19 protein-coding genes and 1 pseudogene are annotated in these 18,976 nt (G+C 67.2%); 11 read left to right on the top strand and 9 right to left on the bottom strand.

Going from position 1 to position 18,976, the window contains the following annotated elements; genetic code table 11:
• Positions 1-25 precede the first annotated feature (25 nt).
• The 4 genes from DB354_RS10015 to DB354_RS10000 all read left to right on the top strand — a co-directional run bounded on the left by DB354_RS10015 (position 26) and on the right by DB354_RS10000 (position 2,265).
• Positions 26-418: a hypothetical protein gene (locus DB354_RS10015; protein WP_107835478.1), complete on the top strand. Its 393-nt coding sequence runs from the start codon at positions 26-28 to the stop codon at positions 416-418.
• 399 nt (positions 419-817) lie between these two features.
• Positions 818-1,237 (top strand): hypothetical protein, encoded by a 420-nt coding sequence (locus DB354_RS10010; protein WP_107835477.1) that lies wholly within the window; start codon positions 818-820, stop codon positions 1,235-1,237.
• On the top strand, positions 1,224-1,838 hold the full coding sequence (locus DB354_RS10005) for a hypothetical protein (RefSeq protein ID WP_107835476.1): 615 nt from the start codon (positions 1,224-1,226) through the stop codon (positions 1,836-1,838). The genes DB354_RS10010 and DB354_RS10005 overlap by 14 nt, the downstream gene beginning before the upstream one ends.
• Before the next feature lie 4 nt (positions 1,839-1,842).
• A complete protein-coding gene (locus DB354_RS10000; protein WP_107835475.1) occupies positions 1,843-2,265 on the top strand; it encodes a hypothetical protein in 423 nt (140 codons plus the stop codon).
• 66 nt (positions 2,266-2,331) lie between these two features.
• Here DB354_RS10000 and DB354_RS22290 read toward each other — a convergent pair whose 3' ends face one another.
• Together DB354_RS22290 and DB354_RS22995 are read right to left on the bottom strand one after the other, a co-directional pair.
• Positions 2,332-2,505, bottom strand: coding sequence for a hypothetical protein (locus DB354_RS22290; protein ID WP_158277469.1), 174 nt, complete (start codon positions 2,503-2,505; stop codon positions 2,332-2,334).
• Positions 2,506-2,850: 345 nt separating this feature from the next.
• Positions 2,851-3,165, bottom strand: a pseudogene (locus DB354_RS22995) (YbjQ family protein); the annotation flags it as partial.
• Positions 3,166-3,384: 219 nt separating this feature from the next.
• Here DB354_RS22995 and DB354_RS09990 point away from each other — a divergent pair.
• The 4 genes from DB354_RS09990 (at position 3,385) to DB354_RS09975 (ending at position 7,202) form a co-directional block, all read left to right on the top strand.
• Positions 3,385-4,833, top strand: a complete 1,449-nt coding sequence (locus tag DB354_RS09990; RefSeq protein ID WP_107835473.1) for a hypothetical protein — start codon at positions 3,385-3,387, stop codon at positions 4,831-4,833.
• A gap of 204 nt (positions 4,834-5,037) precedes the next feature.
• Positions 5,038-6,495, top strand: a complete 1,458-nt coding sequence (hemN, locus tag DB354_RS09985; protein WP_107835472.1) for an oxygen-independent coproporphyrinogen III oxidase — start codon at positions 5,038-5,040, stop codon at positions 6,493-6,495.
• Between the two features lie 41 nt (positions 6,496-6,536).
• Positions 6,537-6,728 (top strand): hypothetical protein, encoded by a 192-nt coding sequence (locus DB354_RS09980; RefSeq protein WP_107835471.1) that lies wholly within the window; start codon positions 6,537-6,539, stop codon positions 6,726-6,728.
• A 24-nt stretch (positions 6,729-6,752) separates the two neighbouring features.
• The gene (locus tag DB354_RS09975; RefSeq protein ID WP_107835470.1) at positions 6,753-7,202 is read left to right on the top strand and encodes a 6-carboxytetrahydropterin synthase; all 450 of its coding nucleotides are present in this window, start codon (positions 6,753-6,755) and stop codon (positions 7,200-7,202) included.
• 152 nt (positions 7,203-7,354) lie between these two features.
• On the opposite strand, the gene DB354_RS09970 is transcribed toward DB354_RS09975, so the two are convergent.
• The 4 genes from DB354_RS09970 to DB354_RS22285 form a co-directional block, all read right to left on the bottom strand.
• Positions 7,355-8,035 carry a DUF6250 domain-containing protein gene (locus DB354_RS09970; RefSeq protein WP_107835469.1) on the bottom strand — a complete coding sequence of 227 codons (681 nt, stop codon included), beginning with the start codon at positions 8,033-8,035 and terminating at the stop codon, positions 7,355-7,357.
• 208 nt (positions 8,036-8,243) lie between these two features.
• Positions 8,244-9,398, bottom strand: a complete 1,155-nt coding sequence (locus tag DB354_RS09965; RefSeq protein ID WP_107835468.1) for an iron-containing alcohol dehydrogenase — start codon at positions 9,396-9,398, stop codon at positions 8,244-8,246.
• 25 nt (positions 9,399-9,423) lie between these two features.
• Positions 9,424-9,729 (bottom strand): antibiotic biosynthesis monooxygenase, encoded by a 306-nt coding sequence (locus DB354_RS09960; RefSeq protein ID WP_107835467.1) that lies wholly within the window; start codon positions 9,727-9,729, stop codon positions 9,424-9,426.
• A gap of 118 nt (positions 9,730-9,847) precedes the next feature.
• On the bottom strand, positions 9,848-9,997 hold the full coding sequence (locus DB354_RS22285) for a hypothetical protein (protein WP_158277468.1): 150 nt from the start codon (positions 9,995-9,997) through the stop codon (positions 9,848-9,850).
• Positions 9,998-10,207: 210 nt separating this feature from the next.
• Here DB354_RS22285 and DB354_RS09955 point away from each other — a divergent pair, with 210 nt between their 5' ends.
• Positions 10,208-11,644: a sigma-54 dependent transcriptional regulator gene (locus tag DB354_RS09955; protein ID WP_107835466.1), complete on the top strand. Its 1,437-nt coding sequence runs from the start codon at positions 10,208-10,210 to the stop codon at positions 11,642-11,644.
• A 438-nt stretch (positions 11,645-12,082) separates the two neighbouring features.
• Here the strand turns inward: DB354_RS09955 and DB354_RS09950 are convergent, their stop codons facing one another.
• Entirely contained in the window at positions 12,083-13,924 is a 1,842-nt protein-coding gene (locus tag DB354_RS09950; RefSeq protein ID WP_107835465.1) for an OPT family oligopeptide transporter, read from the bottom strand.
• Between the two features lie 233 nt (positions 13,925-14,157).
• On the opposite strand from DB354_RS09950, the gene DB354_RS09945 reads away from it, so the two are divergent.
• Both DB354_RS09945 and DB354_RS09940 read left to right on the top strand, forming a co-directional pair.
• A complete protein-coding gene (locus DB354_RS09945; protein ID WP_146180178.1) occupies positions 14,158-14,685 on the top strand; it encodes a hypothetical protein in 528 nt (175 codons plus the stop codon).
• Positions 14,686-14,758: 73 nt separating this feature from the next.
• A complete protein-coding gene (locus tag DB354_RS09940; RefSeq protein ID WP_233256602.1) occupies positions 14,759-16,894 on the top strand; it encodes a DUF3160 domain-containing protein in 2,136 nt (711 codons plus the stop codon).
• An 84-nt stretch (positions 16,895-16,978) separates the two neighbouring features.
• Here DB354_RS09940 and DB354_RS09935 read toward each other — a convergent pair whose 3' ends face one another.
• Positions 16,979-17,467 carry a DUF4411 family protein gene (locus tag DB354_RS09935; protein WP_107835462.1) on the bottom strand — a complete coding sequence of 163 codons (489 nt, stop codon included), beginning with the start codon at positions 17,465-17,467 and terminating at the stop codon, positions 16,979-16,981.
• Between the two features lies 1 nt (position 17,468).
• A complete protein-coding gene (locus DB354_RS09930; protein ID WP_107835460.1) occupies positions 17,469-18,662 on the bottom strand; it encodes an XRE family transcriptional regulator in 1,194 nt (397 codons plus the stop codon).
• Between the last annotated feature and the right edge of the window lie 314 nt (positions 18,663-18,976).

The following is an 18,976-nucleotide window of genomic DNA, read 5'->3' as shown; positions in this document are numbered from 1 at the left end:
CCGTCGATGCCGCGAGCTAACACCTATGACCGAAAACGAACACCTGCTAGAGATCGTAGCCGAAGAATGCGTCGAGGTCGCACAACGCATTTCGAAGGCTCTTCGCTTCGGGACGTCCGAGATCCAACCGAACCAGCCATACACGAACGCCGAACGGGTCATGCATGAGTACGCCGACCTGATCGCTATTGTCGAGATGTGCCAGGGCCGCAGCCTACTTCCCGACGTCGAGCGCTGGCGTATCGAGGAGAAGAAGGCGAAGATTGACCGCTTCCTCCAATACGCCCGCCAGTGCGGAACCGTTACTGAGGCCGTCCAGGCGACGAACGCGGCGAACCGAGCACCCTTGGATCAAGGCTGCTCACAGGGGATTTCGTTGACCGCTGCACAGACAGCTGAGCGGCCTTCAGGTGTTTGATCGCGTCCCCAACGTGGTTTTTCGCGATCAGAACTTCAGCGGCAGAGAAGCTTTGGCCGGCTTGGTTCAGCTTATCGAAGAGACCAGCGAGACTCTCCATAACACTTTCGGCTTTGCGAATATCTTCAGCGATGCGGGGGAGTTTTTGGGGCATGCCGAGATTGTATCAACCCGTGCTGCGTCCAACCAGTCTTCTATTGAACTCCCATTTTCGGCTCTCGCGCTCCGCGATCTGCAGACCGAGCCAAGCCGTAGAGAAAAGCTGTCCCGTCGTGAACGTAATGGCCACGACCAACCAAGGCGTAAGTGCCTCCCGTGTACCCAGCCAAATGAGTGAGGTCGCATTGTTTACCGCCAGAGGACCCGTCCGCAACGACAACGAGCGGCGCTAAATGCCCAATGGTCGAAGCGCTCGAACTCCCCCTGAAGCTTCCTGAGCCGGAAATTCGCCCGGAGCAGATCGAGCAGCTCGTCGGCGTGCTCTCGAAGGCCGAGGAGCACCGGGCCTCACTTCCAAGCGCCGGCCGCAGGAAGCCCTCAGCGGGGTGGCTGACGGCAATCGAGATCGCCACAGTGATGGGCGACGATACGACCGACCGCGACGTCCGGGCCATCGCCAGCGCCGCCTGCCCAGTCGTTGTCAGTTATCCCGGTAGTCCTGGCTACAAGCTCTGGAGCCTCTGCACCGTCGCCGAGATCGACCATTGTATCGACGCGTTCGAAGCGCAGGCCCGTGATATGATGAAACGCGCCGTGCTTTACCGGCAGGCCTACCATCGCCGGTTCCGCGGTGCCCCCGCTTCCGATGGACGTTTTTAACGGATTCCTCGACGCGCGCGACGATCGCGCCCAGCACACGGACTCCGAACTGCTCGTGTGGCTGAACCATGGCGTCGCGCCTGAAGTTCGTCTGTTGAAATTCGACGCGTGGGTGAGTCGGGAGCTGGCCAAGCGGGTCGACTGGACCTGGGCAGGTGCGGCGAAAGCGAAGCGGATCGAGCAATGCCGGGTGTGCCTCGAAGGCATGGTGCTGGATCTGTGGCGGCGCGGCTGGATGCTCGACGGCAAGCGGCTTGCCCGGCGGATCGAGGAACTGCTCGACACCGTCGCGAAGTACCAGCGAACGGGGAACGTCCGGGACTTCTGGGCCTATTTTCAGGCGGCGGTGAACCGCTACGTGGGTCTGAACGCGGAAGAGATCCGGGAAGAGGCGATGAGGGCAGGCGCTCACGTCGGGCAGGTGCTCGCTGCCCTCGGGGTCAATCGACCGGCCAGCGGTCCTTCGTTGCCCGAGCTGGTCGCCCAGCGGGCCGACGAGGTCGCGAAGGCCAAAGAGGTATCCCTTCGGCAACGCATGGCCCGCGCACGCGCCCGGCAGGCGGCTTGCAGGGCCGATGCAGATCAGCCACGCTTGTTCTAACCCCATGGACAACATCGAACGCTTCAACCGCACCGCGGCAGCGCTTTTCAAGTGCCTGTACGAGTCCTTTCCGACCCCGATTGTTAGGTTCGACTCTGAGTCGCTCTGTGAGGCTGCCGGCGTTCCGCGCACTGCCGACGCAAGGTCGATGATTTGTGAAACCGGGGCCACTGTGAAGTGGCTCGCCGACGAGGGATTCGTTCGTTATAACGAGACCAACAGGCCTTCGGGTTTTACGATGGTCGTTTTAACCCACAAGGGACTCGTCGCGATGAACCGCGTCCCCGACGCAGTGACTCCAACCGAGACGGTGGGCGAGCGGCTGAAGCAACTTGGCCGAGAAGCATCCACCCAGACGGTCGCGCATCTGGTTCAGACGGCGCTGACGTTAGGCGTGGCGGCAGTCGCACGCGCAGGTGGCTATTGATCGCGGCCGGTCAGGCGAATCCTTATCAAACCTCTGTCATTTCGGCGGGTTTCGGCAGATTTCTTCTCAAACTCCGCCCAGCGCGCTGATTTTTCGTAAGTCGCTGATTTTCGACTTCGTTCGGGCTGATTCGCCCTGATCGCGCTGATTCTCAAAGCCCACGGCAATCCTCAGCAAATGGCGGCGGCCGGGAAGCGGCAAAGCGATGCGCAGCAGCGCCGAGGCGGGGATATGGGCCAACAGTCGGTCGCGACTGTTTGGGGGCGAAGCCCCGAGCCCGAGCGAGCCAATCCCCCCCTCTCCGCCAGTTTCTCGCGGTGCGAAAAACTGCCCTCCAGAGCTTTAGCCACCGAAGAGCACCAGTTAAGATCTGCGAGGAGTGAGGAGTTCAGCGAGCGGGATTTCACGATCGCATCCCTCAATTCGAGCGCTCCCCGAACCGTCGATCCGACCCGCGGCGTGCAACTCACGCAATTGTGCGGCCGAGAACGGGCCCCGTTGCATACTTCCAACCGTCACAAAATAGAGCGCCGCCTCATCCTCTGCCGCAGTCGCGTCCTTCCGTTTTTCTTCGTCTGACTTCGTCAGTTGCACCGCCGTCCCGTAAGCAGCCACCAGCATCATCCCGTTTCGTTCTCCCAGCACCTGATAGTTGAACCGCATCCCCAGAATCGCATCCGCTTTCAGCGTTTGGGCCTTTTTGATCAGCGTCTGCAACGCCGTCTGCCGGGCCGCTTCGAACTCGCGTTCGTAGGTCGCGCTTCTTCCTCCTGTAACATCGACGACCGACGCGGCCAAATCGCGGACAAAGTTGGCGCCGAAGACGACCTCCGCGGCGACGATGCCGCAATAGACGGCGACCACACGCCCATCGATTGAATCAGTCGAAACACATTGCATGGTTCAAAGCCGGGTCTGGGGTTCGAACGCGCTGACCGGTTGAAAACTGCCCGCGCCATCGTCGGGCGCAAACCGCATTCTCGGTCGCAGCGTTTCCCAGCATTGTGAAAGCGACGCCATGCCCCCGCGCAAAACACCCTCGCGTCGGGGGCAGCGGGAAATCAGGCTGCGCGGCTTTCCGCGGCGGGCCGGGTACCGACGCCGACGCACCTTTTTCTCATGAACCAGCTCCGTGTGGCGCCAACGCAGTCGCGGCCGTTTCCGGCAGCGCGGCCGGGATGGGCCGGGCTGCTCCTGACGCTGGGGTCGGAGCGGGGACTGCTGCTCTTCGCCTACGTGTTGCTGGGGGTGACGCTGTCGCTGTCGCACGGGCACTTCTCCGCTCCGGCGTTGCTGCTACTGCTCCTGGCGACCGCGGCGTTGGCAGGTGCGGCAGCGAAGCATGTTGGCATGGCCGGACGCCACGCCGCGCCGCGGGCGGGGGCGGCCGGCGCGCTCGAGTCGCTCGGCGCGGTGGGCGTGATCGTCGGGCTGCTCGCCGGCACGGTCGATGTCGCGGTCGACGGCGCAGGCAAGTACGGCCAGAGCGCGACCTTCGGACAGGTCTTCATCGTAACCCAGGTCCTGTTTGCCGGCGTCGTGGGTGCCGTCTTCCTGCGGCCAGGCACGTCGTGGCGCGTCCAGCGCGCGGTGCTGCTCTCCGGCGTGGTCCTCGCGCTGGCGCAGCAGGTCGGAATGATCGTCACGAGCCCGCGGCCGCTCATAGACGTCTACGCGATGTTCCAGCAGTCGAGCGCCAACCTGCTCCACGGCATCAACCCGTACACGACGCTCGTCCCCGATCCCTGGCACGGCCGCCAGAACTACGGCTACGCGCTTGCCGGTTACGCGTATCCGCCCGCCGGACTCTATCCGCAGGCACTCGGATATCTGCTGGCCGGCGACATCCGCTACGCCCACCTCGCGGCCGAAGCCTTCGCCGCGGCGTGCCTGTACGCACTGGTGGCCCCGGCGCGGCGCACCTTCGCCGCCCTGCTCGTCCTCCTCCTTCTATTCAACCCGGTCGCGCTCTTCGTCCTCGAACAGGCATGGAATGAACCGCTGCTGCTCGCCGCCGCCGGCGCGTTCTGCCTCGTCCGCGTGCGCTGGCCGGCCTCGCGCGGGGTGGCGGTCATGCTGGGACTCTTCCTCAGCCTGAAGCAGTACCTCGTGTACTTCGCCGCGCTCTATTTCGCCCCGCGCCGGCGCTGGCGGCTCCTGCCACTCACGGCGGCCGTCGTGCTGCTCACGTGGCTGCCGTTTCTGATCTGGGACTGGCGCAGTGCGTTCGAGAACGGCCTCTGGTTCCAACTGCGCACACCCTACCGCGCCGACAGCCTGAATATCGCCGCGGCGCTGCACCGCTGGTGGGGCTATACTCCGCCCGCCTGGGTGGCCCTCCTCGGCGGCGGCCTCACTGCGCTCGCCACCGGCTGGTGGTTCCGCGCCGGCACGACCGCGCACTGGCTCTACGCCAGCATCCTCTCCACCCTCGTCATCTTCCTTACGGGGAATCTGGCTTTCTGTAACTACTACTACTTCGTCGCCGGGATGGTGCTGTTCCTTCTCGCCCTCCGCGTGCAGGAAAACACGGAAGCGGCGACGCCGGCTTCGAGCCGCGGCGACTAGATTAGCCCGCCAGCTCGGCCAGCAACTGGGCGGTCGGCAGCACGCGGATCCCGGAAAATGCCGGACGCAAACGCTTTCCTTCCGGGCCGCCCGCCAGCGGGATTTGGCCGGCGCCACCCGCTCGCAAAATCCGCATAGGCTTTCACAACGACCGCGCAGCCGCTCCTGGGGCGACGTGCGACAGTTCGCGCAGCTCCCACAAGCATGATCTCGGCCCACGACTCCACCGCTCCAGGCCCCCCTCCTGCAGCCCCTACGCCTGCCGGACCGGCCGCCCCCGCCGGAGCCCGCTCGGCCCTCGACCTTGACCTGATCCGGAAGTACTCGATTCCCGGACCGCGTTACACGTCGTACCCGCCCGCCACGCAGTTCACGACGGACCTGCCGTCACTCGGACTCGACGAGGCCATGGCGGAGGACAACCGCCCCGGCTCGGGCCCGCTGTCGCTCTACTTTCACCTGCCGTTCTGCGAAACCCGTTGCTGGTTCTGCGGCTGCAACACCGTGATCACGCGCCGCCGCGACTCCGCCGGCGAGTACCTGCAGGACCTCGCCCGCGAGATGCGGCTCACCGCGACCCGCATCGATTCCTCCCGGCCTGTCGCCCAGATCCACCTCGGCGGCGGCACGCCCACCTTCTTCCCGCCCGACGAGCTCCGCCGCCTCGGCGCGCTCATCCGCAACTTCTTCCTCAACATCTCCCCCGACGTGGAGTTCGGCGTGGAGGTCGACCCGCGCCGGCTCACCACCGAGCACGTCATGGCCCTGCGCGAGATCGGCGCCAACCGCGCGTCGCTCGGCGTCCAGGACACCAACCCGCGCGTCCAGCTCGCCATCCACCGCCACCAACCGCACCGGCTCAACGAGCAGACGATGTCCTGGCTGCGCAGCGTCGGGTTCAGCTCGATCAACGTCGACCTGATCTTCGGCCTGCCATTGCAGACCGCCGATACCTTCGCCCGCACGGTCGACGATGTGCTCGCGCTCAACCCCGACCGGCTGTCGGTCTTCAGCTACGCGCACGTGCCGTGGATCAAGCCGGCGCAGAAGATCTTCGAGGACCGCGACCAGTTGCCCAGCGCCGAGGAGAAACTCGCGATGTTCGCCGTCGCCCACGAGAAGCTCACCGCGGCCGGCTACATCGACATCGGGCTCGATCACTTTGCCAAGCCCGACGACGAGCTCGCCGTGGCCCTCCGCGAGGGCACGCTGCACCGCAACTTCCAGGGCTACAGCACCCGCGGCGGCGCCTCGCTTTACTCGTTCGGCATCTCGTCGATTTCGTCGACCGAGGACACCTACCGGCAGAACTTCAAGTCGCTCACCGACTGGCGCGCCGCACTCGACGCCGGCCAGCTGCCCACGGAACGCGGCCTGCGGCTCACCGCCGAGGACAAGCGCCGCCGCCACATCATCATGCGGCTGATGTGCGACCGCCGGCTCAACTTTGCCAACCTCTCGCGTCAGCTCGGCCTCGACTTCGCCGGGACCTACGCGCGCGAGATCGCCTCGCTCGACGACCTCGTCGCCGACGGCCTCGTCACGCGCACGGCCGACGGTATCGAGGTGACGCACGTCGGCGTGCCGCTCCTGCGCGTCGTCGCGATGCGCTTCGACGCCACGCTGTCCGGCGGCCCCCGCAAGCACTCCCGCACCATTTAACCCCCGTTCCCACGATGCATGCCCACGCCCCCTCCCCCAAAATGAAGCACATCCATCACCTCAAGGCCCGGTGGCTGCTCGCCGCCATGCTCGTCGCGGTCGTCGCCGGTGAGACCATCGCATGGTCCGTCACCAAGGCGTTCGACATCCGGTTCCCCGCCATCGCCGTCGCCGCCGTGTGCATCGGCCTCGTCGCCATGAGCGTCTCCTGGCTGTACGACGGCCGCGAGTAACCCTCCGACTCTTCCTCCCTGCCCATGCCGTTTCGCATCGCGAAGACCTTCACCATCGAGAGCGGACACCTGCTGTCCAAACACCCCGGCGCGTGCCGTTTTCCGCACGGACACTCCCGGACGGTGGAGGTCATCGTCACGGCCGACACCCTCGATGCGCAGGACATGGTGTGCGACTTCAAGGCGCTGAAGACCGCCGTGGGCGACATCATCACGCGTTACGATCACGCCTTCGCGCTCAACACCGCCGACCCGCACTTCCGCGAGTTGCGGACCGCCTACGGCGAGCGCGTGCTCGCGTTCACCAACACCGACCCGACGACGGAGGTGCTGGCGCGCGAGATCTTCCTCGAGATCAACGCGCAGATGAAGGCCGCCGCGAACGACGCCGAGTTTCCCATCCCCGCCTGCGTGCGGCTCGAGCGCGTCCGCGTCACCGAGACCGAGTCGAGCTGGGCCGAGTACTGGGAGTAGTCCACGCGCCGCGCGACGCGTGCGCGCCGATCGCCGCTCCACCGTCCCGACCTCCAGCGCGCTGCCGGTCCGGGGGCACGAGGTGTGCCACGCTGGCCGCAGCGACACCCGACGCGGCCGCCGTCATCGCGAGCGCAACGCGCCCACGCCGGCTACTTCGCGGCGAGCGGCGTCACGCGGAAGTTTCGAATCTCGAGGTGACTCTTCACCGTCCGGAACGCGAACCAGCCGGCGGTGAGCGGCTGCGGATCGGCAAACGTGAACAGCTTCCGGCCGTCGCGCCAGAACTCCGCCACGCCTTCCCTGGCGACCACCCGGATCCGGTAGGTCTGGTTCGGCTGCAGCAACACGTCCGCACTGCGCCGGTCGTGCTCGGGCAGGAGCGGTTTCGCCCCCGCGCCGTCGTAGCGCCGGAAGCGCGTCGTCGAGTTCGTGTTGCCGCCCATCCCCACGTAGTAGGTGCGCAGCGAATCGTAGTCCGCGAACCGCCCGCTGCGGCCATGCCCCGCGGCAAACGGGCTGCCGTCCGGCGCCTTCGGATCCGACGCCATCCAGAAGCAGTTCACGTCCGACACGCGGTCGTTCGGCCCGCCGCGCGAGACCACCGTGACCTCGTAGGAAATCTCCACCGGCGCGGTCAGCTTCTGCCGCCACCACACCGAGCAGCCGTCGACGTCCTCAATGACCAGGGCGTCGCCCGCGACCGTCACACGCCCGCCCGGCATCTGCTCCACCACCCAGTCCTTCAGGTCCGGCCCCGCGCCGCGCCCGGTGGTGCACGCCGTCAGTCCCGACACGAGCAACGCGATCGTCAGAAATTTCGTGAGCTGCATGCGCCCAACCGGCCGCCCGTGCCCGGCTTTGTCAACGCCGCCCTCGGCGGTCCGTCCGTCGATCGCGACGCGTGCGCCAATAGTCCCGCCTCCGCGCTGCGGCTCCACGCATCGTCCACGCGCATCCGCCGCGCGCGCGAGCGTGGCCCGAGCGCAAAGCTTTCGCCGCGGCCCGGCCTTTCCGCCCTCGCCGCGACAACCGAGCGCGTCAGGACGCCCGCTCCAAAATTTCCCGGCACTCGTCCGGCGTCAGCGGCAGCGGGTTGGCCTTCATGCTGCTCGCCTTCATCGCCGCGCCGACCAGGTCGGCCGTATCCGACGGCTTGAGACCGTAGGTGGCCAGCCGCGGGATGCCCAGCGCGCCGACCATCTGCTCGAGCCACGCCACGCCGTCGTCGCTGCTCGCCTGCGAGCGGCCGGTCAGCAGCCGCGCGACTTCATCGTACTTCCGCAAGAGGGGCGACTCCGGCGCCCGCTGGCGCAGCGCGTGCAGGTTCATCGCGGTCGCGTGGGGCAGGAGCGCCGCGCACACCGCGCCGTGCGGCGCCGGGAACGCCCCGCCGATCGGCCCCGCAAATCCATGCACCGCGCCGAGCCCGGCATTGGCCAGCGCCAGCCCGCCGTAAAGACTCGCCAGCGCCATGTCCTCGCGCGCCGCGGGATCCGCGCCGTGCTCCACCGCGCGGCGCAGCGAACGCGCCACGCGACGCAGGCCGTCGACGCACAACGCATCCGTCAGCGGATTCGCCCGCGAGGACACGTACGGCTCGATCAACTGCGTGAGCGCATCGAATCCCGTCGCCGCCGTGATCGCGGGGGGCAGCCCGTACGTCAGCTCCGGGTCGACCAGCGCCACGCGCGGCAACATCAGCGCGCTGCGCAGGCTGACCTTCACCCGGTGCTCGCGCGACGCCAGCACCGCGTTGCGCGTCACCTCCGCGCCCGTGCCGGACGTCGTCGGAATCGCGATACACGGCGCCGCCGCGTGCTGCAGCGCCTGGCCCTTGCCCACCACCTCGAGGTAGTCGGTCGGGTCACCGGGATTCGTCAGCAGCGCCGAGATGGCCTTGGCGGCATCGAGCGCGCTGCCGCCGCCCTGCCCGATCACGAGTTCACACTGGCCCGCGCGCGCGAAGCCCACGCCGCGGATCACGTCGTCCGTCGTCGGCTCCCCGGGCACGCGGAACACCGTGGCGGTGACGCCGGCCGCGCCGAGCAGCTCGATCAGCCGGTGCGCGCGCTCGGCGTTGCGCCCGCAGACGACGAGCGCGTGCGAGCCGAAGCCGCGCGCGAGCGCGCCGATGCCGTTGAGCGAACCGGCGCCGAATACAATGCGCGCCGCGGTGGCGAATTCGAAGGTCATGGGCAAAATCCAGCGCGGCCGGCGCTCACCAGCCGGCGTCGTCGGGGAACAGGTTGGTGTACTTCACGCTCGTGCGCGGCTGCGCCATCATCGGCGCCACGGTGTCGCGCCAAGTCGCGTAATGCGCGGTCTCCTTGTGCGCGGCCGGCGCCGCGGCGGTGCGGTACACCTCGACCAGGACGAAACGCGTGGGGTCGTCGGCCTGCTGCGCGACATCGAACCGCGCGATCCCCGGCTCCCGCACGCTGGCTTCCGCATTGGCACGCGTGGCGGCGCGAAAGGCCTCCACATACTCCGGCTTCACCTGGACATGGACGTGAACGACGAGCATGGCCGGCACCGTAGTGCGGGAGGTCGTCGTGGCGAACGGTTTTTGCGGCAAGGCACTTCGTGGGTTGCCACCGAAGCGAACGCGGCGGTGGTCCCCCGTCGGGGCGAGGTCGACGCACTCAATTGTTCCTCGCCGCGAGCCAGATGATCCCGCCGACCGCGAGGAAGAGGAAAACCAGGACGCCCGCGATGACGCCGAAGTTGACCTTCGTCGTGCTCCGGTGCGGGTCGATCTGCGGCAGACCGTTGCTCTCTTTGTCGATGGACATGGCGTCCGCGATAGTGCGCCTCCGTCGGCGTTGGTTCGGCCGCAGCCGCCCCCGCCGTACACGCTGGTTTCCCAACCGCCAGGCGGATAGCCGGGATTCCCCTACGGCGGGGGCGGGAGTTTACCGGGAGGGACCCGCTCCCCCGCCCTGATTTTCTTCGGCACTCCACCTGCTACGATTTGGGCCCGGCTCCAACCCAACTTCACTTCCATGGCGCTCAAACTCCTCATGATCGGCGATGAACGCAGGACGCGTCGCATGCAAAGCTGGGGTCTGCCGTCGGATGGCTGCCAGATGCACTGCGCGACCACCCGCGGCCAGGTGAACAGCCTGCTCGACCGCCACGCGTTCAACGTGGCGTGCGTCGACACCCGGATGGAGGAGGAAGACGCGCTCTCCGTGATCGGCCTCCTACGCAAGCGCACGCCCCAGCTCCCGGTCGTGGCCTTGCTCGCCGAACGTGACCGCCGGCTCGTGACCGCGCTGCGCGACCTCAGCGTCGAGGCCCACCTGACGAGCCCGTATTCGATCGAGACCCTGCGCGAGACGCTGGACCTTCACGCCGCGCCCGAGCCGGTCCCGGCCTCCGCCCGACCCGTCGCGATTGCCCCGACGCGGATCGCTTCGCCTGCCGCCCCTCCGCCCCCCGTGCCCGCCGCCGCGCCGAGCGAGCCCACGCTCGTGGCCCGCGACGAGGTTGCCCGCCGCATGCTCGAGATCGCGGTGCGCGCCGCGCCGTCCAACGTCGCCATCCTGATCCTCGGCGAGACCGGCACGGGCAAGAATCTCCTCGCGCAGACGATCCACGACCAAAGCCCGTTGCGCGCGAAGCCGTTCGTGACGGTGAGCTGCCCGAGCCTCAACCGCGAGCTGCTCGAGAGCGACCTGTTCGGCCACGTGCGCGGCGCCTTCACCGGCGCGGTGCAGGACACCTGGGGCAAGGTGTCCGCGGCGGATGGCGGCACGCTCTTCCTCGACGAAATCGGCGACCTGCCGCCCTCGCTCCAGCCCAAGCTGCTGCGACTCCTGCAGGAGAAGCAGTACGAGCGCGTGGGCGAGACCACTCCCCGCAGCGCCAACGTGCGCATCATCGCCGCGACCAATCGCGACCTGAAGGCCGAGGTCGCCGCCGGCCGTTTTCGCGAGGACCTCTACTACCGGCTCAACGTGATCACGCTCGAGGTGCCGCCGCTACGCTGCCGGCCGGCCGACATCATGGCGGCCGCGGAGCAGTTCCTCGCCACGATCTGCCGGCAGCTCGGCAAACGGTGTCCGACGTTCACGCCCGAGGCGCGGCGGCTGCTCGAGAACCACGGCTGGCCCGGCAACCTGCGCGAGCTGCGCAATGCCGTGGAGCGCGCCGCCGTGCTGAGCGACGCCGCGACGCTCGATCTCAACGATTTTCCGGACCTGCTGCGGCAACCCTCGGTGCCGCGCTACCAGGTCGGCGCGCCGATCAGCCTCCGCGCGCTTGAGATCGCGCATATCCAGATGGTCGTCGCCCGCAGCGGCACCCTCGAGGAGGCAGCGCGCATCCTGGAAATCGACAAATCCACGCTCTATCGGAAACGCCGCGCCATGGAGTCCCAGGTCGCGCCGTTCTCGGCCGACGAGGAGCACGTCGCCGTTGCCGGCGGCGGCCGCTGAGCGCCGACGGGCAGGCGAGCTGCGTCTCGCGCGGAGAGCGCAGCGCCCCATCGCTCGCGACAGCGTGTCCCACGCCGCCCCAGCCCGGCCGGCGGAAGACTCGGCTCCGAGCGCCGGCCGCAATAGGCCCGGAGTATCCGGACATTATTCCCGAGTATCCGGACATTATTCGGAAGTATCTGGACATTATCCCGCAGGTTGTTGCTGCCAGGGACTTAATAATTGCAGCCCTCGGTACCTCGTTGTCCTTGGCCCGAGCTCCGTCGCGGCGGTTTCCGGAACGAGCCGGAGTCCGCCGCCCAGGGACACGCATGCTCGGCGTGCAGCCGTCGGAGCGGCGACCCGTGCGGCATCGACGCGGACGCGGAACGCGCAGGCCAAGTGGGCGCCGGCTTCCCTGAACGCCGCCCTCCGGCGCGCCGGAGCAGCGCCACCGACTCAGAGCAGGTGCGCGACGGTCAGGACTGCGATGAGGATGCCCATCAGGCTCTCGCCCGCGATGAGGCCGGACGCGACGGGGACGACGGTGCGTTCGGCGACCTTCGGGAAGCGGCGGCGCATGAACTCGGCGCCGGCGGCGCCAATGAACATCGCGATGCAGTTGCTGCCCGGGATCACCATCGCGATGCCGAGGCCGGAGGGCGAAGGCAGCGCGGAGCGGAGCTTCTTCGGAGCGAACTTCTCCAGCAGCGCCAGCGCGACGCCCAACGCGAGGCCGACCAGGATCGCCGTCTTCGAGGTGGGATGCAGCGCGGCGAGGCCACCGGAGAAGGCTTTCGACACACCCGCCCAGACGACGCACGAAGGCGCCGGCCAGGCTTCGCCGCCGAGCAAGCTCGGATCCGGCAGGATGATGTTGAAGGCGGGCACGACGATGATGGCGCCGGCAATCACGCCGAAGAGCTGCGCGTAGAGCTGGTGCCGCGGTTTCGCGCCCAGCAGCCAGCCGGTCTTCAGCGTGGTGAGCAGGTCGGCCGCGTGCAGGCCGATGCCGCCCGTGACGTTGGCCGACATGATGTTGCCGGAGAGATTGCCGGGCGTGATCACGCCGTAGATCAGCTGCGTAACGGGGCCGAGCGCCTTGGTGGGCGTGACGTCGGTCTCGCCTGTCACGCGTGCGGCCACGAAGCCCATCACGACCGCCAGCGGCACGGCGATAATGCCCGCCCACATCGGGATCTGGAACAGCCACACCATGAGGAACACGACGAACGGCGACAGGATCACGAAGCCGGCGGGGAACCACCACTCGGGGCACTCGACGGCGCTGATGCCGGTCTCGGCCGTGGCGTCCTTCTTGCGAAAGACCTTGGTCAGGCCGGTGAACGACCGGGCGATGCTCTTGTAGTCGAGGGCGAACGAGGTGAGGCCCGAGGCGACGAGGATCGCGGCGCCCGGCCAGAGCGTCCACGCGACGATGGCCTTGTAGCTGACCGAGGTGATGATGCCCTTCTGCAGCAGCGCGGGCGCGAGCACGGCGTAGGTCAGGATGCCGCCGAGCAGGAGCGACCAGCCGGTGCGGAAACTCATGAGCGCGCCGCCGCCGATCAGGACGACCTCGGCCTTGAGGGCGAGCGTCCATTCGGCAAGCGCGCGGCCGCCGAGCGTGAGCGGCAGGCCGACCGCGCCGGGAATCCAGTGCCAGGCGTCGCGCAGCCAGGTGAACACCGCGGCGAACACGGCGGACCAGCCGAGCCAGGAGGCCTTGCTGCGGCCGGAGCCGGCGGCCGCCTCATGGATGGAGCTGATGGTCTCGGCCGTCGCGGTGCCGGTGGGGAACGCGAGCCCCTCGTGGTTGATGAGCTGACGCTTGATCGGGATCGCGGCAAACACGCCGAGCGCGGCGATGAGGCCGAACCAGGCGACCATCGAGAGCGTGTCGGGGCGGACGGTCGTGACCATGAGCAGCGCGCCGAAGGCGGCCATGTTGCCGCCGCCCGTCATGTAGCCGGCGCCGGAGGCGACCGTGGTGAGCGCGTTGTTCTCGAGGGCGCCGAGCGGCTTCTTCACGAGCCCGACGCGCTGCAGCACCTGGAACACGCCGAACGCGAGGATGCACGCGGTGAGCGTGACGCCCATGCTCCAGCCGGTCTTGAAGAAAACGTAGAGGTTGGAGAGGCACATCGCCGCGCCGATGAGCATGCCGATGAGCACGGCGCGGACGGTGAGGTTGGCGTCGCTGGGGCGATAGACCTTGGCGAGCCATTCGGCTTCGCGCTCGGCAGCGGTGACAGGGACAGGGGCAGGGGCGGAGCCGGGGGTAGAGATATCGGAAGCCATGAAGGAAGCTGGAAAACTGGAAACCCGACGATGGAGCCCCCGCCCCACCCCCGCCAAGCCGGGAGTGGCCGCAGAACGCTGAAACAATCGACTACCGCCCGGGCCTCCTCTCAACGCGCGCCGCCCAGGCCCGCGATCGGTCGCGCCCCGAGCACGCAGACGCCGCGCGCCGGCGAAGCCGGACCGTCGCACTCAGGGATGGAGTTGTTTCTGCGGACCGACACGCTGGCCGCATGGCCCTGGTCCTCGCAGATGCCGGCATACCAATGCTATTTTTCCACCTCCCCGCGATGGTGATGGCGTTGGTGCCGGTCGTCCTCGTGGAATGGTTTGTGGCGCGGCGCCAGTTTTGCATCCCGAGCAAGATGGCGGCGAAAGGCGTCATCGCCGCCAATTGCTGCTCCACGCTCCTGGGATTTCCCCTGTTCTGGCTGTCGGGCGTACTCGGTATTGTCCTGCTCGGCGAACGTCTCGATGAGGCGATCCCATCCGCTTGGATCTTTGCGCGGCGGAGCATGGAAACGGGAGTTGCCGTCTTCTGGCTCGGACCCGACGTCGATTCCGAAAAGATCATGCGGGCCGGATGCTCCATGCTACCCTTGGCCTTCGTCGTCTCGGTCACATCGGAGCGCTGGATCCTTCGCAGAACTTGGCCACAGATGCCACCAGCCGCGCTTTGGCGCTATGCCTGGCTTGCGAATCTCCTCTCCTACCCGGTGCTGATCGTGATCTGGCTGTGGTATCTGGTCTGGGTATGGTGAGCGGCCGACGCTGATACTACGCCACCCGAAAACTAGTTTCTAATAATCCGGCATTTCGTCAGTTATGTACTCCGTGATCTCACGGATCTTCCTCGCGGTGGTTGGACTGTTCCTGGCTTCGATTGCCCTCGGTGAAGGCGTCGTGATTCCCCCGCGGCCGGCCCCGCCGGCGCGGCCGGAGGAACTTGACCGACGCGAGCTCAGTCCGCAGCAGCGCAAGGCCGCCCAAGCGCATTGGCAGGAGGCGAGGGAGCGCTGGCGCGCGGATGTTAAAGCGTGGGAGGCGGCGCTGACACCGGAGCAGCGTGCCGCCCTGAAGCAGGAGGAGGAGCGGGTGCGAAATGAACGTCGGGAAGCCGCAGCACGCGAAAGGCGTCTCCCGGTCGCGACCGACGGCTATGCGTGGGAGATGGCGGCGGCGCAGAGGAAGCTCGCCCCGGCCGAGATCGCGAGGCTCCGCACCGACAAGATCGCCTACGGGGCCACGGTGAAGCAGTCGTTTGTCCCGTACCTCCATGGGCCGGTCTTCATAACGAGCGACTCGCTCCTGAATGCGTTTCACGTGCTGTTCGAGGACACCTTTCGCGAATACGAGCTGCGGCAGGTCACTGAACTCCGCCAGCGCCTGGAAACGGTCTTTCGCCAGGCGCGCGTGAACCTGGAGAAGTCCCCGTTTCCCGCCGGCGAGACCGCCCCCGCGTGGCGTCAGGTTCAGTTCGCGATCGGTCCGGCCCTTTGCCTGCTCGGCAGCCCGGTCGACCTGTTCGACGAAGACGTCCGGGCGGAAATCCAAACCCAAGTGGCGAAAATTCGGGAAGCGAAAGACCTCGCGTTGCCCACCTGGCTCGAGCCGGTCGCGCCGAGTTTTCGCTCGCTCGATTACCGCGCGTGCCAGCCGATCGGCTTCTACGCGGGCGAAGACAAGCTGGCCGACTATTTCCGCGCGGTGCGCTGGCTGCAGTTGGTGCCGTTCCGCGCCGAGCGTGACGTCGAGGTCGCCGCCATCGGGATGCTCGGTTACGGTGTGAACCAGGCGCTTCGCAGCGGCAGCGCCCAGTACTTCGCCAAGTACGGCGTCGTGCTCGGGGAGACCGACACTCGCGGGCTTCCCGAAGCAGCCTATGATTTTCAGAATTTCTTCTCGGTCGCGAGAGGCGGGACGTGGGCGGACGCGCTGCGCGAGAAAAAGCGGTGGATCCTGCCTCTCGTGGTCACGCCGGATGAGCAGGCGTCGCTACCGCGCGGCCAGCTGCCGGCGAACGCGGAGGCCCTGTTGGCGAGACTCGAATACCGCGTGCTCCCGGCGCATCGCGTGTGGGATTCGGCGGTCTTCCAGCAACTGGCCAATCGGCAGCTCGAGCCCGAGGGACTCGCCGTCGCGATGCTCCTGGGCTCCGATCTCGCGCGCACGCACCTCCAGCACTTGAAGCCCGGGCAGGTGCAGGCGGCCGCCGACGCCGCGAAGGCGGGCGCCACGTCAGAACCGCGAGGCGAGCCCTCGCTGTATGAGGATTACCTGAACGTACTTCGCACGCTGACCGCGCCGCCGCCGCCGGAGGCGCCCGCGTTCCTGCGCAGCGCAGCGTGGCAGGCAAAATCGACGCAAACCCTGCTCTCCGGCTGGGCGCAGATGCGGCACACCTTCACGCTCCAGGCCAAACGCAGTGAGCTGTATCTCGGGATGACCATCACCCCGCCCGGCTTCGTGGAGCCGAACCCCGAGTTCTTTGCGCAGATGGCCGACCTCATCGAACGGGCGCGGGGGCTGTTCGAGGCGAACCGCGCGCAGTGGGACGACCTGGCGAGCGTGACGCGAAAACTCGAGGCCCTCGCGCAGAAACAACTTCGGCAGCAACCCTGGTCACCGACGGACGAGACCTTCCTGCGCGACTATGGCACGCGGTTGGCGCACGTGATGGGCTACGCCGCCAATTCGTATCTGACGCCCCACGACGACGCGCCGCGCTGGGCGGACGTGCATCACACCGAGCAGGGCAACGACACGCTCGCGGTCGGCGTCGGCCGGCCCCGGATCCTCTACGTTCTCTATCCCTGGAACGGCCTGGAAATCCTGTGTCAGGGCGCCGTGCTGCCCTACTACGAATACCGCTCGCACCAGCGCCTCACCGACCCCGAGTGGAAGGCGCTCCTCGACTCCCCCGCCGCCCCCGCCCAACCCACCTGGCTGCTGCCCTACGTGCGGAACTGAGACGTAGCACGCGTACCTGCACGCCTAGCTAGGGGCGCGATCGAACCGGCACCGGAATTTCAAGTGCCGTTGGTGACTCAATCGCTAGAACACCCACCGTTCGCGCCGCATGAGCCCCTGCAGGCTGATGCAGGTCAGACCCAGTTCCCGGCACACGTCAGGGATAAACATCGGACGCTTCGGGTTTCGCTTTTCCGCCGCGGAGGTCTCCTGCGTCACGACGATGCCGTTCCCGTTGCAGATCTGCGCCAGCGCGATCACATAGGCGTCCGCTTCTTCGTATTCGGCCTTGGGATCACGCAGGCCAGGAAACCGATTTTGAATGGATAAGGCGGTCCCCAGCAGCGTTTCGGTCGGCGTCCAAATTTCATCCCTGGCCTCCGCCCATGTCACGAGTTCGGCCGACCCAACAACCGCCAGTTCCTCTTTGGCCAACGCGGGAGAAAACAGCCGACCCTCCTTGATCAGCACGTCGACCTTGGCCGTGAGCGACACGAAGATGTCCGTGGGGTAAAACCGCACCTGCCAATCCATGAACACGTTGGTGTCCAGCGCGTAGGTGGGACCGGCCATGTTATTCGTCCGCGGCCTCCGCTCCGGGGCGCTTTGTAAGGGCAGCCCTCAGTTTTTCGAAATGCTCGAACTTCAGGTCCAGATAGCGGGCCGCATTCACCGGCGTGATGCGATTGGCATCCAGCGCTTCGAGTACGGTCCGCGTAAAGGGGCGTCCCGCGCGGCCCAGCGTCAGCTCGACCGGATGCGCGTAGCCTCCGGACCTGGGTTTGAGCGTCGCAACGAAACTTTCCCAGGCGCGCTTCCAACCTTGATAATGCGCCCAATCAAAGTACCCGGAACCGCGCAGCCGCGTCGCCATTGCCAGCGGCGTGATTTTGAACCGCCGGGCCAGACTGCGCACATCGCTCAGGTCCCAGTCGTGCCGCGGCAAGGCGCCAGCCTGGATTTCCTGCGCCAGCATCGCTTCCGGCACCAAGGTCTGGCTGGCGGTTTCTTCCGCGAACCGCTCGACCGCCGCCCACGCCTCATCGTCCCGCGTCTCGCGAGCCGCGGGGGCCTCCTCCTTGGCCGCTGCGAGCATCAGGTGGACGACCTCGTGGATGAGTGTGAAAGCCCGGATTTCCGGGATCTCTTTCGGATTCACGGCAGCCACCGGCAGGGGCGTACGGAGCAGCGCGAGACCACGCGCCTCCTCAGGTGGAATCTTGGAAAACTGGAAGACGAGCACGCCGAGCCGCTCCACCGCCGTGCGCCAAGCGGCCCACGCCTGCCATTCGTTCGACCATTCGCGTTGGTGCATCGGGCTGACGCCCAACGCGGCACGAAGTCTCTCCGCGACGGCGACAGGAGACTCGGCAAGATGGGCCGCCAAGTCGAACACGGCCGTCGATTCACCGAGTTCGATCAGCAGCTGCAGCATCGCTTCCCGTCGCGCGGACATCTTCCGCAACGCAAGTCGCAACTCCGGAGACTCGGCCCCGGGCACGATGCCGGGCAGGCGTCGATACTCGGCTGCGAGCGGCGGAAGTGACGGCGGCTTCGGCTGGAAAAACAGACTGAGCGGCCGATGGAAGACCCTGGCCAGCATTTCGATCTGTCGCATCGTCGGTTGCCGCTCACCGCGCTCCCATTCGGCCAGCCGCTCGGGGGCAACCGCCAGCTTTTCAGCGACCCGTTCCAGTGCATAGCCGCTTTCCTGCCGCGCCCAGACGAGCACGGCGGAAGAGACAGGAACTGGAGCGGCAACAGACATCGTTCGCGCCAAGTAAATGGATCCGCGATTGAATCACAAGGGCCCCGGCGACCGCCCCGCACGACGTCCATTGAAGTCCGAGCGCCCCCCAGACCGCACGCCCCGCCTCGGCCACAATTCCGTGTCCGGGGGCCGGCCCCAGCTGCGCCCTCGCCGCCGCCGGACGCACTTCCCATCCGAGATAACACGCCAAATCTGGCGTGTTATCTCCCGTAATACGCCAGATTTGGCGTGTTATCTCCGTTTTGGGCCCGCTGGCGCGGTCGCGGCACCTTGGGTCACTCGGCTCCTTTGGCCCGCCCGCCGGGTCCGTC

Origin of the sequence: Opitutus sp. ER46, assembly GCF_003054705.1 — a bacterium.
Lineage (GTDB): Bacteria > Verrucomicrobiota > Verrucomicrobiia > Opitutales > Opitutaceae > ER46.
The sequence above is the reverse complement of the archived record's forward strand: the minus strand, read 5'-3'. Positions and strand labels throughout refer to the sequence as shown.